Origin of the sequence: Oceanospirillum sediminis (assembly GCF_014164585.1) — a bacterium.
Lineage (GTDB): Bacteria > Pseudomonadota > Gammaproteobacteria > Pseudomonadales > Halomonadaceae > Oceanospirillum > Oceanospirillum sediminis.
The window spans coordinates 26,068-42,198 of the sequence record NZ_JACJFM010000005.1; the positions used below are offsets into that span (position 1 = coordinate 26,068).

A 16,131-nucleotide genomic window follows, 5' to 3' on the forward strand; every position below is an offset into this window, starting at 1 on the left:
AAAAAGCATGTCTCATAACTATCCTTCTCGTTTACAGCACTTCTATATCAACGAAGAACAGTCCATCTATCTGATGAGCCATCAGGATGCTCAGAAGATTAAAGACTGGGTTAGCCTGTGTGAGGAGCAGTTAAATCAACATGGTTTTTCCAATATCGAATTTATCGGTAAAGGCGCTTATGGCTTTGTGTTTGGTGGTAACTCCGAATCCGGTACCCCCTATGTGTTCAAATTCTCCCGCATTAATCTGCCTCAGCATATTCAGGACCGGTTAGAAGAAGAAGCCTGGATGCAGCAGCATATCGATCACCCGAATATTCCTATGGTGAACGAGTACACCCGGATCGGTCGTCAGTCCGTGCTGATTATGGAACGGGCCAGAGGCATGGATCTGGAACAGTACAGTATCGAAAATGGTCCATTACCCCCTCGGCTGGTGGTAAAAATTGCTGCTCAGATGCGGGATGTACTGGTTGCCATGAGGGAGTTTGAAGAACGGGGCAGCGCCAAACCCATTGTGCATGGTGATATCAAACCTTCCAATATCGTCATCGACCCGGAGACCGAAACCGTTAAACTGATCGACTGGGGCTCCAGCGTTTTTGCTCAGGTGGATACCAAAGGCCAGGCGGTAGGGGATTCCGGTATCAGTATGATGAGTGCGGATCATCAGAACACTAACGCTAAGCTGGGCGATGTTTACTTTATTGGTGAAGAGCAGCTTAACGGCGCTCTGTCCTCTCCTCGTTTTGATGAACAGGGTGTAGCAGGCACACTGTATGCTCTGGCTTCCGGGCAATCCTGCCGTTACGGCACCAAAGCCATTCCACCCACTTCGCTGGGCCTGCCGATTGAATTTGCCCGTACTCTGCAGGCTATGCTGGATGATGATATTCAGAAACAACGTGTGGCGGGTGATTACTTTATTAAACAGATGCAAAACATGCGGCATCTGGTATTCGCAGAAGATGTCTGGCCCGATTATAAACCCCTGGTACCGGTCTGGAATCATGAAAACCATCAGGCGATTGATACTGTGGTGTACAGCTCGCGCAAAACCTTCCTGCGAGAAGAGCAGATGGAGCACTATCTGGTTGATGTGGATGATATTGAATTAGAAAAATACTACAAAAACTTTATGCATGGCATGGGGAAAACCGAGCGTGCTTTGCTGGCCAGTATCAGTCGTCTGGGCAAGTACCCGATTGTAGGCGGTCTGGCAGTGCACTGGGATGAAAAAGGCGTGCATATCGACTCCAGCCTGAACCTGCATAACCCGGAACTGCTACGCTCTTTTACTGCTTCAGTGAACAATATTGTTAATCTGGCTCGTTCTGTTCAGCGTGTGGGCATCTTCAAATGCTGTATGTTTAACGCCAGGGTGACCCTGCATATTGAACGGGAAGATGAGAATGTACCTTTCGTAGTACCAGAAAACACCCGAATTCCGTTTGATGTGATGCCTGCCCCTCCTGTAGAAGAGCCCAGCCGGAATCACTCCTACTTTGAAGACGGCGAAGACCCGGATGAACAACTGGAACTGCCGTCGGTAATCCGCCACGAAATTGAAAAGCTGAATGATATCCGCCATACCGGTTGTATCATTTTTGAGAGTCTGCCCACTCACCTGAAGATACACAGTTACTACGTACTGCTGGATGAGCATAAAAAACAGGAATTTGCGGATTCACTGGATATTATTCTGGCAAATGTACACCTGATTGATGGGCTGGGGATTTCAGGTTTCATGAAGTTGCCTTATAAAAACACCCGGACCTTTACTCACCTGGCACATCAGCCGGATCACTTTTATCCGAAGAACCCGCTGGTAAATCCCGTTGGATAAGAGATGAATCAACGGGTAAATCGTGCACTCTGAACTAATATTATAGTCAGAGTGCACTATCGACAGCCCGGAAAACCTCCCCGGTCTGCGTTTCTCTTTTTGATGTTCTTGTATCAATAAAATACTGTGTGGTACTTAACGCTTTATGCCTGAACAGAGAGCAAAGAGCCTGTTTGCTCTTCTGGCATATTTTCCTGCAGGGCTGCCATTAAGGCGTCGAAATCCAGATCTCCGTCTTCATTAAAAAATCCGGCAGTCGTTTCTTCACCAAACATTTCTGTCAGTTTGCTTTGCAAATCTCCCTCTTCAGGCGGTGGTGGAGGGGGAGGCATCATACCACCTTGTCCCTGGCCTTGCGGTGAAGGCCCACCCTGTGGTGCCTGGCTGGCGAATAACTCTTTCATGCTCTCAATATCGACGCTGCCATCTTCTGAGACAATACCGTCTGCATCTTCACCAAAACGATGTGTCAGTTTTTCCTGCAGTTTGTCGGTATCGATATCACCGCTTTCAATTTTCTCTACCAGATTGTTCAGACGCTCTTCCGGGCTGAGTTCCTGGCCTCTCATTGGCCCCTGACCTGACTGGATACCTGAAATATTCATATGCTTAAGCTCCATTATGTTGTTAAACACTCCGTACAGAGCAAAGCATATTCCTTTCAATGCCTTCTTTTTGGTACTTTACCGCTTCTTTGCTATCTCTTGACGACTTATTTACAAAAGGGTGTTAGTTGGGGATTCATAGCCGCAATAGTATTGTTTGCAGTCAGATGAAATATAAACATCTGGCAATAATAAGCTCTGAAGCGCGGAAAATATTTGCCGGTTTAGTTGCTGGAGCGGCCAAAAAGCTCCGGCCACCTTTAAAACGCTGGATGGAGGTGATCAGATAAATCAGACTTTTTAAGTGACCTCCAGGCCCGTCAAGCGGGCCTGGGTTCCGTTGGTGTGGGGTATCCTGATATGGCTGAAGGCCAGTGTCAGGCGATTCCGGTTTTATGCATCATGCGTAGCAGAGCCTGCATCGCTTCAGGCTCCCTTCGTTTAATCTGATTAGCAATCTGATACTGAAAATAGTAGCTGATCTGTTTAACGTCACTGACTGGATACAGGCAGTCATCTCCCGGCAGAACTGGCGTATTCGTGACTTTGTCTTCATCTACCAGCATCGCCTCTATACTGCCATCACTATACAGGCTCCAGCTATGCACTTCTGCCAGCTGGAAGCTACGCTCCTCTTCCATCAGGCTGACAATATGAGTGCCAGTGATATCCGGAACAGCCTGCATGACGTAGCGTTCTTCATCAGGAATAAACTCATAGACCTCAATTGATTTTTCCAGCTCAGCAATCTTGTGCTCAGGAGGTTCACTGAATACAGTCTCTGATTCATAGTCGTAGTACCCCTGCCACTGACCGCCTTTCGGATCACAGGCATCTTCTGCAGAGATCACTTCCTGAAGCCAGGGAACGATACCGGTTATTCTGCCATTTTTTTGCATGCCCCAGCCAATCAGACGCAGGGAAAAAAGGGTGGATGGGTCACTTGGGTGACTGTAAACCATCGCCAGACCATCCAGCTCGGGAGCGATGCGGATAAATTTTTTTTCATCCGGATCAGTACGCACCTGACGGCTGAACAGATCAATGACATTGTTAACAGTACCGGACTGTGCAGGTGAGGTATTCATAGCATCCCTCCTGTCCCTGTTAACAGGGAATCAGTGTTGCGGTACAGCATTTCCTGTTTCACAAATACTATTCGATTAATTCTGAATCGCAGTGATAGGAAACGAGAAAGCCTGATAAATCAGACACCTGTATGTTCAGCATAGTTCATTCTGAATCAGGTGCCAGCTTTTCCGACTATTTTGCCAGGGATTATACTGGTAGTAACGGTGAGGTATAAACCGGTTCTGATATTACTATGTGTACTCCTGATAGCGCATGATTATCCGGGGAGTTCAGTTCTGACGGGGAAACAGTCCACAGCTTCTCAGGATCTGATTCCAGATGCTGGTATGCTTCTGGTTTGCTGTCAGATATGCCTGCCAGAGTCCCTTTTGCTCCTGATCCAGCCAGTTTTTTCTAAAGGTTTCCATTGCCTGATTGCTGGTGCTGAACAGAAACAGCTGATTGATTCTGGGCAATAGCTGGCTGGCTATTCTGTTATGGTGCGCCAGCTCGGGCTGTATTGCTTGCAGATAAAACTTTTGTAACACGTTAAACAGTTTTTTTGCTCTGGGTGTTGGGCGTCCTGTCAGACACAAAGGACGCTGGTTAAATTTCTGTTCCAGCATAGCGCTGGTCTGGTTCAGCTCGGAAGTACTGAGTTGCAGGGTTTTTAATACAGATTGCAACAGCGGCTGCTGGTACAACGACTGAAGGTTCTGCTCCAGCATGGCGCCATCAACATCCGCTGTCAGAGGATTATCACTGATCTTTAGCAGGTGATCCATCGCAGTGGTCAGTGAGAGATATTCCGGAGTCTGTCCTGGAGTGAGAACAGGCTGGGTATTGGCAAACTGATTCTCCAGTTCCGGGCCAGAAAACAGCATCTGCTGAAAAACCAGTGGCATAATTTGCTGTTTGTGCTGATGCAGTTGTTCAAGTCTCTGAACAAAGTCATTATCTTCCAGTCGCCACTGCTCCCGTTTTTCATAGCAGGGGCTGAGTTTTTGCCAGAACTTATTCTCGTAGATAAAACGCTGAGAAGCGGGCATTACCTTACCCAGATTGCTGTTGCGCTTATTGATCAGCTCCATCAGTTCACAACGGCTGAAGTCCCAGACTTCTACCAGACCTTGCTCAAATTCCGGAATAGATTGTAAACGCATACGTTTTTCAGGATAGCGTATGCTATCAAGAGGCTGGTTTTCTGGCTCAGGGATATCCAGAATATTGGCCAGACGGGCCTGATAGTCATCAAACCTGTATTGCAGGCTGTCCCCTTTAGAACAGGCTGCCAGTACAACAGATGTCACCAGAAGCAAACCGCTTCTGGTGATCAGGGTAACAATTAGCTTGCTGTTTTTCTCAGACGCCAGCATAACAGTATCGCCGCACAACTCAGACCTGCAATCAGGCCATACCAGAACCCTGACACACCTTGTGCCGGAACAATAATATCAGTTAAAGCCAGTACGTAACCCAGGCCCATTCCGATCACCCAATAGGATACCAGGGTGATTGGCATAATGATTTTAGTATCTTTATAACCTCTTAAGGCACCACTGGCGCTGACCTGAAGGGCATCCGATAACTGAAAAACGGCTGCCAGATGCAGCAGGGTTACCGCCAGGGCAATAACCTCTGTATCTGCAGTATACAAGCGTGCAATAGATTCCGGCAGAAAGAACATAATACTGGCAGTAAACCCGGAGGCGATCACTGTGCAGATAATACCGGTTATGGCAACAAAGCGCGTGATCCTGCGAGAGACGTAAACTGCCTCAGGCGCAGTGTCATCGGTATGTTTGCGTTTTTGTTCACCAAGACTATGACCCACTCTGACTGTTAAAGCCATTGCCAGACTCAGAGGTATCATAAAGGTCACAGACGTGACATTCAGTGCAATCTGGTGTGCCGCTACCTGAGTTGTGCCCAGGTGGGCAATAAACAGGGCAATGGTAGTGAATAGTCCAACTTCGAAAAAGATAGCTACGCCAATAGGTAGTCCCGTTTGCAGAATCGTATTCAGTATACGGGGCTCCGGCAATGAAAAATGTTGAAAAGGCGTTGTTTGCTGATAGCGTGAACGATAGCGGATATTCAGCCACATCATAATAACAGAAGACCAGACTGCAATGGCTGTGGCAATACCGCAACCCAGCACACCTAAAGCGGGAATCGGCCCCCAGCCAAAAATCAACACGGCGTTAGCCAGTATATTAATTAACAGAGCGATAACACTGATGATCAGTACCGGTTTTGTCAGGCCAAGGCCTTCGGTATAACTGCGCATAGTCTGATAAAGACCGATTGCCGGAAAGGCCAGCATAATCCCCAGAAGATAGTCTGATACCAGATCATACAGGTGTACCGGAGCCGACATCAGATCCAACACATAGGTATGGAAAGAGATCAGAATAATACTGATCAGTGACATAGCCAGCCCCAGCCAGAACCCCTGAAATGTAAAAGGTCCGGTCTTTTCCGGTTTGTTTTCCCCTTGCCACTGAGCAACAAATGGCGTCAGACCAAGCATCACACCCGCCATGAACAGAAACAAAGGTGTCCAGATGCTGGCTCCCAGAGCCACCGCAGCCAGTGCATCGGCGCCAAGACGGCCTGTCATAAGCGTATCAGCAACAGCCATACCCGACTGAGCCAGCTGGGCGCCCATTATAGGAAGTGCAATGATAAGCAGTTTGTAGACTTCGGTACGAAAGTCTGTACCGTTTTCTGTATTATCCGGTAGAAAAGAGGATGACATAACAACCTGAAAATTAGATAAAAAAAGAAAATGAACTGATTCGGAAGGACATCATAAAAGCAGCTTATTCTAGCGATCAGAGTAAAGCTTGTCTGTAACGGTTTGCTCAGTGTCAAAAAAACAGGATGATTTTCTGAAAAGCTACTCCATCTCAGTATAATGCTGACTGCATTTATTTGACTGGCTGAGGTTAGCTGTGAGTGATCTTCATCATTGTGATGATCTGATTCGAATTTTTAATGATCTTTTTCTGATCAGTGAGAACACCCGTCTGGTTCGTGGAGATGATGAGCCAATATATCTGCCTGCATCTATGACCGGCAGTGAGCATCAGGTTATTTTTGCCCATGGTTTTTATGCCAGTGCTATGCATGAAATTGCCCACTGGTGCGTTGCCGGGGCTAAGCGCCGTTTACTGGAAGATTATGGCTACTGGTATGAACCTGATGGCCGGACAGAGCAGCAACAGCGGCTATTTGAGACCGTTGAAGTGGTTCCTCAAGCAATGGAAAAGTGTTTTTGCAGCGCGGCAGGGTTTCCCTTTCGGGTCAGTGTCGATAACCTGAATGGATCTCCCGGAGATACCTCAGGCTTTTCTCATAACGTCGATCTCAAAGCTCAGAAATATCTGAATCATGGATTGCCCGGTCGGGCCCAACGCTTTTTTGACGCCTTAGCAGACTATTATCAGACCGGATCTGTTACGGTATTAAGTCCTGATGTACGTCATTTATCGGATAAAAAAGTATCAATAATGTTGGCAGAATGTTGATTATCAACTATTTTTTAATAGCATTATGAATGCTAATGATTCGCATAAAACCTTGTTTTTATGATTGATCTGGGTTTAAATAAAATTATTCTCATTTTTATTAGATATTTTATTTTTAACGATTTAATCGGTGCAGAATATGACAAGACTGAGTACTCTGAAAAAAGTGGTTGCTGGTATGGTGCTGGCTACAGGGGCATCTGTTGCTTTCAGTGCAAATGCCGCTGAAATCAATATCTATTCAGACCGACAGGCATTTCTGTTGAAGCCTATTCTGGATGCCTTCACAAAAGAGACGGGTATTAAAGTAAAAGTTGTATTTGCAAAGAAAGGGATTATTCAGCGACTGAAGAGCGAGGGTAAAAACAGCCCGGCAGATCTGTTGTTAACGTCTAATGTCAGCAACCTGAACAGGGCCGTTGATGCGGGCGTCACTCAGGCTGTTAACGACAGTGTGATTAATGCCAATGTTCCGGCTCAGTATCGTGACCCGGATGGCCACTGGTTTGGTCTGACTACACGGGCTCGTATTATCTATGCTTCGAAAGATCGTATTGAACCGGGTAGTGTGACTCGCTATGAAGATCTGGCGAAGCCTGAGTTTGAAGGCCGTGTATGTACGCGTAAAGGTGATCATACTTACAATATTGCTCTGATTGGCTCCATGATTGCCGCACACGGTGAAGCAGAAGCCAAAGCCTGGCTGGAAGGCGTGAAAAATAATCTGGCCCGTAAGCCGCAGGGCAATGACAGAGCCCAGGTCAAAGCGGTTAAAGAGGGCGTATGTGATATCGCCGTGGGCAACAGCTACTACTATGGCAAAATGCTGAATAATGAAGAGCAACGTGCCTGGGCCGAGTCTGTGAATCTGATTTATCCTAATCAGGATGATCGTGGTACCCATGTGAATATCAGTGGTATGACCATGACGAAAAGTGCGCCTCACCGTGATAGTGCGATTAAGCTGATGCGTTTCCTGACAGAAGATACTGCTCAGAGGATTTATGCAGAGCAGAACTTTGAGTTTCCGGTTAAGCCAGGTGTTACGCAGAACAAACTGATCGAAGGCTGGGGACAGTTTAAAGCGGATCAGGTTTCTCTGGCAGAAGTGGATAAGCACCGTAAACGTGCTGCTATGATGGTTAATGAAGTGGGTTATAACCAGTAAGTCATCTGTGTTAAACATATGATTTGGCTTGAAAAACCTTTAAAAACAGAGGAGTATAACTCCTCTGAATTCGGGGTGGCTTTAACGGCTGCCCCTTTGCATATCTGACTTATATGAATTTTCAGCCACAGTTATCCGATAAAAATAAAAAGAGCTTTCTGAAAGCCCTTTTTTCTGACAGAACACCTGCTCCACCCGGAACAGGTTATTGGCAGTGGACGGTGTGGGCCATTGCGGCCATCGTGCTTTTGCCCGTTCTGTCTGTCATCTGGCTATCGATGTTCCCTGAAGAGAATATCTGGCCCCATCTGTTTGATACCGTATTGCCCGATTACGTTAAGACAACGTTGTTGCTGATGCTGGGCGTTGGTGGGCTATCTGCACTGACAGGCGTCTCCACGGCCTGGGTAACGACCATGTATGATTTCCCCGGACGGCGAATTTTTGAATGGGCTTTACTGCTGCCTTTTGCTGTCCCGGCCTATGTTATCGCTTATGTTTATACCGATATGCTGGAGTATTCCGGTTGGTTACAGGGTGGGCTAAGAGAGCTGTTTGGCTGGCAAACAGCCAGAGATTACTGGTTTCCTGAGATCCGCAGTCTCGGTGGTGCTGTGTTGATGATGGGGCTGGTGCTGTATCCCTATGTTTTTATGATGGTCAGGGCGACGTTTATTGAGCAGTCGGCCTCATTGAGAGATGCGGCGCGAACCCTGGGCTGCACACAGCGTCAGGTTTTCTGGCGAATTTCTTTACCCACGGCACGCCCGGCACTGGCTGTAGGGCTGGCACTGGTATTGATGGAAGCTTTGAATGATTTCGGAACCGTGGATTACTTTGCTGTTCGCACGCTGACGGCAGGTATTTATGATGTCTGGATGAATATGGGCAATATCGGAGGTGCTGCTCAGCTAGCCAGTGTCATGATGTTGTTTATTCTGGCTCTGATCGGTATGGAGCGTTTTTCCCGGCGGCGTCAGAAGCAATTCTCCAGAGGGGATCGTTTTAAAGCATTTAACAGACAGAAATTAACCGGTAAGAAAGCTTTTTTCAGCTGGCTGATCTGTTTTATTCCGCTCTTGCTGGGCTTTATTGTTCCTGTACTGTCTTTGTCCCGCCACGCGATGGTGTACTTCGATGTATCCTGGACGCCAGAGTTTTTCAGCATGAGCTGGAACAGCTTTATGCTGTCGGCTTCTGCAGCTTTTGGAACTGTGTTACTGGGGCTTGTACTGGCTTATGGTAAGCGTCTGGTAAACCGGAAATCGGTGCAGAGAGCTGTTGCTGTGTCAGGATTGGGGTATGCGATGCCTGGCGCGGTTCTGGCGGTGGGCGTTATTATTCCTCTGGCCGCTTTTGATAATAGCATTGATGCGCTGTTTGAAAGCTGGTTTGGTGTTTCCACTGGATTGCTACTCAGCGGCACTTTATTTGCGGTTATTTTTGCTTATATGGTACGTTTTCTGGCGGTATCTGCAGGCAGTATTGAATCCAGTCTGGAAAAGGTCACGCCCAGTATGGATATGGCGGCACGTTCAATGGGATATAGCACGCTGGAAACTCTGCTGAAGGTCCATGTGCCCATTATTAAACCCGGCGTTCTGACAGCGGCTCTGGTTGTTTTCGTCGATTGTATGAAAGAGTTACCTGCTACTCTGGTTCTCAGGCCTTTTGATTTTGATACCCTGGCAACGCATGTTTATCAGTTTGCCTCTGATGAACTGCTGGAAGAGTCTGCGTTGTCTGCTCTGGTTATTGTGCTGGTTGGAATTATTCCGGTGATTTTGCTCAGCCGCTCGATCATTGCTTCCAGAAATGAAAAACGAGAGGCCAGCGCTGAATAGGCTGTTCTTATCACTGGTTAATATAAAATATAAAAAACGGGGACTTTTCAGTCCCCGTTCTGTTGACAGACATAGCACTTATGCACAGTGAAACCCGTTTCAGCGATGCAGTTCTTTCAGTTGCTGATGCAAGTTCAGCATCGCCACCACATTGGCTTCTGACTGATAATTATCCAGCCCCTGGTCTTCGAGCCACTGTTGTTTATTCTCCTGCCAGTGCTCGTATTCTATGTTGTACAGTAAAGGGGCTGCGGTAATATGGAAAGAAGCTTCATTTCCATAGGCAGAAAACATCATTTCCAGCCAGTGTTCATCCTCTCCCAGTCCGTCGCTGTAAACCGTATCGGTATCAATATCTGACTGCATTTCCCGAATGACTTCCAGCGGGCTGACGCCATGCATCATAAGGTCATCCAGACTGATTCTTTCATCATCAAACAGATAACTTTGTCCCTGTAGCCAGTGATCTTCAGGGATAATCAGAGTACTTTTTACCTGGCCGTCGGGCAGTGACCAGCAAACGGCAATGGGGAAGCCATCATCATCGGGACTACTACACTCAAAGTCGATAAAAATCGGAAACCGGGTCATGTATTTTCTCTTTTGTCTGATCGTTCAGGGATTCAGGGGGCAGATTAAAAAAGTAAGCGCTATTTTCGCGTGTTCTTCTTGCCAGTTCCAGTGCTTCTTTCTGATAGCACTGGCTGATTTGAAGCAAAATCCAGGGCAGAAATGCGGGACGATTGGTTCTGTCCTTTGGTTTTTTGGTCATATTCCTGGGCAGTAAATAGGGGGCATCTGTCTCTATCATCAGCCGATCCAGAGGAATATTATGTACCAGCTCCTGTAGCTCAGTACCACGTCTTTCATCGCATACCCAGCCTGTTATGCCGATATAAAGATCCAGATCGAGATAGCCAAACAGAGACTTTTTATCTCCGGTAAAACAGTGGATTACGGCATCTTTCAATTGATCCCGATAATACCTCAGCATTTCATGCTGGCGTTCAAATGCTTCTCTTTCATGCAGAAACATCGGCTTTCCGGTTTCAATAGCCAGCTCAATCTGTGCTTCAAAAGCGCTGATCTGTTGTTCTGATGTTGAAAAGTTGCGATTAAAATCAAGACCTGCTTCGCCAATAGCGACGCAGGCTGTTTCCATCGCCAGATCTTTCAGGGCTGCTGGTGTGCTTTTGTCGAACTGACTGGCATCATGAGGGTGTACGCCTGCGGTGAACCAGAGATTCTCCGGATATTGCTGGCAGAGTGTACTGGCGGCTTCTGATTCCTTAACGGATGTACCTGTCAGTATCATACGGGTTATGCCAGAAGAGACAGCTTGTTCTATAATTTCATTACGGCAATTATCAAAGCGATTGCTGGTCAGGTTTACACCAATATCTGTTAACGGCTCAGGTGCCTGCAACAGATTATTTCCTTCAGTTGCGGTCATTTACTTGGAATCCCGATAGAAAAAAACTATAAATTTAACTAATATTGGGTTCTCGCCGGGAGGTGAGCATCCTCGAGAACGATTTAAAGATAACATCACAAAGTGGAGTGACCCATGGCAGGGGTATTAGCAAGTGTAGATTCCCGTACTCAGCTTGTCGGTGAAAACCGTCTGGAGCTGCTTATGTTCCGGCTGTTAACCGGACAGCTGTTTGCCATCAATGTGTTTAAAATCCAGGAAGTGATGCGTTTGCCTGCACTTTCTAATCTGCCTCACCACCATCCTTACGTCGTGGGTGTAACTCATCTTCGTGGTCAAACTGTGACTGTGATTAATCTGAGTCAGGCAATTGGTATGCCTGCTTTACAGCCAACAGCAGACAGCAACCTTATTGTAACTGAATATAATAATTCTATTCAGGCTTTTCTGGTGGGTGGTGTTGATCGCATTATTAACATGAACTGGGATCAGATTATGCCTCCGCCCAGAACTACTGGACGTTCGCATTACCTGACTGCTATCACTCGTGTTGAAGAACAGATTGTTGAGATCATTGACGTAGAAAAAGTTCTTGCAGAGATCTCCCCATACCTGATTGATGTGGATACTGAGAGCCTGGATAATGAACTGCGTGAAGCGGCTCATGGGATGGAAATTCTCATGGTGGATGACTCCTCTACCGCCAGGTCTCAGGTCCAGGAAACAGTCGGTAAGCTGGGCATTACTATTCATCAGGCCTGTGATGGGCGCGAAGGGCTGGATCAGTTACGTGCCTGGGCAGATGCCGGAGAAGATGTGCCCAATAAGCTCCTGATGCTGATTACGGATGCTGAGATGCCAGAAATGGATGGTTATCGTCTGACCAAAGAAATTCGCGATGACCCTCGCCTTAAAGATATGTTTATTGTCCTGCATACCTCATTGAGCGGCAGCTTTAACAAGGCAATGGTGCAAAAAGTTGGCTGCGATGACTTTTTGTCGAAGTTTCAGCCGCATCAGTTGATTGATATTGTACTGAAGCGTGTTGCACAGGTAAAAGGCTTGCCTGAACCAGAACCAACCAGTTGAATCCCGATAATAAATACACTCCATATCAGGCAGCGAGTCAATAAGCTCGCTGTTTTATCAATAGCTTGCCAGAATATGCATTGTTAACTTTATGGTGATCATGTTCTGGAAGTGCCTTATTTCTAGCACTATTTATGTTCCTGAGGTGTCATGCTTACTGCTATTGACTTTTACTGAGTTAAGGTAAAAGCTTTCAGTCAGGCCCTGAGAAGGGCCTGATCTTTACTGGCGCTGATCCAGAGCACCAATCAGTTTGACTTATCCTGATGGTTAATCCCGTCGACTCACTGCAATAGCTACGACACCATCTTTGACAGAAACGCTCTGTAGATCATCGGCGTGCTCAGAGAAGTCGATAAAGCCAGAGATGCTGATTGCTTCTGGGTCACTGGTGCTGACCATATCCACACGCTTCAGTTCACCATTGGTGACATACAGCATCTGATTCTCAGGGTTGTAATCAATAATCTCCGCGGCACCTTCATCAAAGTTGCCAAGGGAAACAGAGCTAAGCTTGTTCAAGCGACCATCCGCCCCCAGTTGATACAGACTGACTGTTGCACTCATTTCATTAGCAACGGCCAGATAGGGAACTCCATTCTGCTCGAAGGTCACCATGCCTTCCGGCTCCAGGTCTCCGGCATTTTCTGGTTTCTGCTCGTAGTTAATATCATTAAAGTACTCAACCTGGCGAGGTTGATAAGGGTTCGTGATATCGTAGACAAAAATACCACCCTGTTTTTCCAGACCAATATATGCGAAATGGCGAGTGCCGATTTCTGCCAGTGCCAGAGCTTCGGGTTCCGCTCCTTTTTTCAGGCTTCTGGCATCAATTCCTTCGAAGAAGAAGCCTTCTTCATCGCCATCCACCCGGGAGTTAAATTGTTGAGGCAGAATACTCGCCAGTGTCTGCTCGAATTCTGAACCACTGTCAAAAATCAGTTCTCCGTTCATATCACGAATAGAGAAAGAGCGAGTACCTGCCATATACAACTGACGATATACACCGTCGTTATCCTGGCCCATATCACGGAATACTCTCAAAGATTCACTTTTCTGGGCTGATAGTTGCTGCTGCAGCTCTGCAGACAGTGCTGAACCACCCTGACTGTTTTTCAGCTTCTTGGCTTTGATGTAATCTTCCCAGCCATCGTATTCCCGATCATCACCTTCATTTGCGGTAACGAGATAATCCTTACCATTCACACGATAAGAGGCGATAGTATCTGGCTGATACAGAGCATAAATATTTTCCGGGTTGCTTTGCACAGGCTGAGCTTTACCATCATCAGACAGATCTACTGCCTGCCCACGCCAGCGTACTTCCCCCAGACCTTTCACCTCGGTAATCTTTTCTGCGTTCAGATCAATCAGACCGATGGCATTATTTTCCTGCAGCGATACCCAGGCCCGACTACCATCTTTGTTGACAGCAATATATTCAGGTTCCAGATCCTCTTTCAGTGTGCTGCCCGGTTTGATACGTACCCGTCCAGAAACCGGTACGTTAGCAAACCCCTGAGTGCTTACCTGAGCCACTTTTTTATCGTCAGACAGGGTGATAAAGCTGACGGAACCCTCCGGGTCCAGACGGTAATCATCTGAAGGCTCGCCTTCATTCGCCACTACCAGCTTGCTGGCACTGACAAAACGCACCATATCCGGTAAATGCCCGACATTAGCGGCATCAATAAACTGACCGTCAGCGCTGTACAGCAACACCTGGCCACCACCAATATCTGGATTAACCACCGTCTGAGCTGTTTGAGTCGTCTGGCAACCGGTTAAAAGTACCGATGAGACAGCGCCAGCCAGTGCTGTCAGTGCTAACTTTTTCATGTCGTCTGTTTATCCTTGTGTTGTCTTGTTTGATGTGAAATATGTTGAGCAGGTAAGTATGAAAAAATTCAATGTCATCCACGTGACAGCATGATGGGTCCGACAGGTATCGCTCTTTCGCAGCAGGTTAAGCCCCGATCTGATAATACTGGATTTTTATTTTCAGGATGTGACCGATTACTCCTGCCGGGAGCAGAGAGGTTCAGTGTGCTGTATGCTAGTAAATGTAATTGTTATTCTTTTTATGCCGACTTTATAAGAGGTGTTAACGCTATAATAGCTCTGGAGGCCAGTTATTACGCCAGTGTCCAGCAATATATTGCAATTGATCCAGCCAGCTGTCAGGTAAACTATTAGCATCAGCCATAGCTTTTAATGCCTTAATCTTTTTTTCAGCGGCCAGAACATCATCCATTACCTTTGTTGTAAGGTTATTTGCTGCAGCTGCTTTGCTGGCAATTTTCTGTACAACAACGGCTACCGTCACCCCGCCACGGTTTGCCAGCTTCTGAATCATGGGCACAGGTGTCGTATTATCTTCCAGCCAGGCTGCAGCTTCAGCCTGCTGTCTGGCCCAGACTTTACCGCCATTTGCCGCACAGGCTGTTTCAATACGAGATAAAGCGACATCTCTCTGATATCTGATATGACGTCGTAAGTCTTTCAGTGTCTCGCTAAATGTCATAGGAGAGTGTCTACACTCTCTGGTAATTCTCATACTGCTCTTATCAAGAGTCCAGGCGGAATAGCTGGTTGCAAAACCAATATCAGCCGGAGGCAAATTAAATTTTTCTTCGGCAGGCCACAGATGAAAAAGACGCCCTTCCCGTTCTAGCGTGATTTCACCAGATAGTGGAGGGCTGGTATCGGATACCGGCGCCCCCTTCTGCTTAGCAATATTCAGTAACTGAGAATGGTCTGAAATTGGTTCGCAGATGATCTGGTCATTGATGACAAGTCCGTATTTCATACTTCTCCTGATTACGGCTTTTGCAAACGGAAAGTTAAGATGTAAATCATTTATTTGTCAAAGGTGTATTATACATCTTCTGATATGCCTTACCTGGATAAAATATCGGCTTCCCATAAAAAATGGCTGTTGCAGAAGATTACTCAAGTATTGTCCTGATCAGCATAACGGCTTGTTTCATATATGAATACTGTTCAGGCCGCATCATCGTACAGCTCAAGTCTCATGGGCTGGGCTGTCAGTTCTGTGCCCTCTCTGAGTTCAGTCCGTTCACCGTTCGGCTGAAACCCTGCTGCTCTGTAAAAATGCATTGTTCCGGGGTTAGATGTTGGCACCGACAGAACAATGGCATCCAGAGCCAGGTCTTTGGCCCAGTCAATCACCCGAAGCATCAGTTTGTGACCTATACCCATTCCTCTGGCGCTGGGGGATACCCACATTTGATTCAGGCATGCCTGCTGGTCATTCTGATCAGCCACAACACCCCACGCCAGGCCAATTGCAATACCATTTAGCTCTGCGATTAATGGTAACTGCAATGCGGCACCTTCTTTGCTGGTAAAGCCTGAACGCCATATATCATCTGGCCATTGCTCTTCTTCTTCGTAAGTTGAGTCGAATGCATCAGGAGAATCCTGCAATGACCATAAGCGTAGCTCACGGTAAGTTCTCCAGTCTGATTCCATTAACTCCCTTATGGTAAGTTTACTCATATATACTCCTTTTAGCCCAAT

14 protein-coding genes are annotated in these 16,131 nt (G+C 46.8%); 5 read left to right on the forward strand and 9 right to left on the reverse strand.

Features of this window, described 5'->3' with window-relative positions:
• Positions 1–7: 7 nt before the first annotated feature.
• Positions 8–1,846 (forward strand): protein kinase domain-containing protein, encoded by a 1,839-nt coding sequence (locus H4O21_RS05485; protein WP_182807837.1) that lies wholly within the window; start codon positions 8–10, stop codon positions 1,844–1,846.
• 143 nt (positions 1,847–1,989) lie between these two features.
• On the opposite strand, the gene H4O21_RS05490 is transcribed toward H4O21_RS05485, so the two are convergent.
• The 4 genes from H4O21_RS05490 to H4O21_RS05505 form a co-directional block, all read right to left on the reverse strand.
• Complete coding sequence (locus tag H4O21_RS05490) at positions 1,990–2,451, reverse strand: hypothetical protein (RefSeq protein ID WP_182807838.1); 462 nt, start codon at positions 2,449–2,451, stop codon at positions 1,990–1,992.
• A gap of 377 nt (positions 2,452–2,828) precedes the next feature.
• Positions 2,829–3,539: a hypothetical protein gene (locus H4O21_RS05495; protein WP_182807839.1), complete on the reverse strand. Its 711-nt coding sequence runs from the start codon at positions 3,537–3,539 to the stop codon at positions 2,829–2,831.
• A 273-nt stretch (positions 3,540–3,812) separates the two neighbouring features.
• Positions 3,813–4,898, reverse strand: a complete 1,086-nt coding sequence (locus H4O21_RS05500) for a DUF3080 family protein (RefSeq protein WP_182807840.1) — start codon at positions 4,896–4,898, stop codon at positions 3,813–3,815.
• Positions 4,868–6,283, reverse strand: coding sequence for an MATE family efflux transporter (locus H4O21_RS05505; RefSeq protein ID WP_182807841.1), 1,416 nt, complete (start codon positions 6,281–6,283; stop codon positions 4,868–4,870). Before H4O21_RS05505 ends, H4O21_RS05500 begins: the two co-directional genes overlap by 31 nt.
• Positions 6,284–6,479: 196 nt before the next feature.
• Here H4O21_RS05505 and H4O21_RS05510 point away from each other — a divergent pair, with 196 nt between their 5' ends.
• From H4O21_RS05510 to H4O21_RS05520, 3 genes are all read left to right on the forward strand, one after another.
• Positions 6,480–7,055, forward strand: a complete 576-nt coding sequence (locus H4O21_RS05510; protein ID WP_182807842.1) for an elongation factor P hydroxylase — start codon at positions 6,480–6,482, stop codon at positions 7,053–7,055.
• Between the two features lie 139 nt (positions 7,056–7,194).
• Positions 7,195–8,223, forward strand: a complete 1,029-nt coding sequence (locus tag H4O21_RS05515) for a Fe(3+) ABC transporter substrate-binding protein (RefSeq protein WP_220495525.1) — start codon at positions 7,195–7,197, stop codon at positions 8,221–8,223.
• A 113-nt stretch (positions 8,224–8,336) separates the two neighbouring features.
• Positions 8,337–10,067: an ABC transporter permease gene (locus tag H4O21_RS05520; protein ID WP_182807843.1), complete on the forward strand. Its 1,731-nt coding sequence runs from the start codon at positions 8,337–8,339 to the stop codon at positions 10,065–10,067.
• 99 nt (positions 10,068–10,166) lie between these two features.
• On the opposite strand, the gene H4O21_RS05525 is transcribed toward H4O21_RS05520, so the two are convergent.
• Both H4O21_RS05525 and H4O21_RS05530 read right to left on the reverse strand, forming a co-directional pair.
• The gene (locus H4O21_RS05525) at positions 10,167–10,658 is read right to left on the reverse strand and encodes a hypothetical protein (RefSeq protein WP_182807844.1); all 492 of its coding nucleotides are present in this window, start codon (positions 10,656–10,658) and stop codon (positions 10,167–10,169) included.
• On the reverse strand, positions 10,627–11,520 hold the full coding sequence (locus H4O21_RS05530) for a TatD family hydrolase (protein ID WP_182807845.1): 894 nt from the start codon (positions 11,518–11,520) through the stop codon (positions 10,627–10,629). The genes H4O21_RS05525 and H4O21_RS05530 overlap by 32 nt, the downstream gene beginning before the upstream one ends.
• Positions 11,521–11,634: 114 nt before the next feature.
• On the opposite strand from H4O21_RS05530, the gene H4O21_RS05535 reads away from it, so the two are divergent.
• The gene (locus H4O21_RS05535; protein ID WP_182807846.1) at positions 11,635–12,588 is read left to right on the forward strand and encodes a chemotaxis protein CheV; all 954 of its coding nucleotides are present in this window, start codon (positions 11,635–11,637) and stop codon (positions 12,586–12,588) included.
• Between the two features lie 270 nt (positions 12,589–12,858).
• On the opposite strand, the gene H4O21_RS05540 is transcribed toward H4O21_RS05535, so the two are convergent.
• The 3 genes from H4O21_RS05540 to H4O21_RS05550 form a co-directional block, all read right to left on the reverse strand.
• Entirely contained in the window at positions 12,859–14,427 is a 1,569-nt protein-coding gene (locus H4O21_RS05540) for a choice-of-anchor I family protein (protein ID WP_182807847.1), read from the reverse strand.
• A gap of 271 nt (positions 14,428–14,698) precedes the next feature.
• On the reverse strand, positions 14,699–15,397 hold the full coding sequence (locus H4O21_RS05545; protein ID WP_182807848.1) for a hypothetical protein: 699 nt from the start codon (positions 15,395–15,397) through the stop codon (positions 14,699–14,701).
• Positions 15,398–15,591: 194 nt separating this feature from the next.
• Positions 15,592–16,110 (reverse strand): GNAT family N-acetyltransferase, encoded by a 519-nt coding sequence (locus H4O21_RS05550; protein WP_182807849.1) that lies wholly within the window; start codon positions 16,108–16,110, stop codon positions 15,592–15,594.
• Positions 16,111–16,131: the final 21 nt, after the last annotated feature.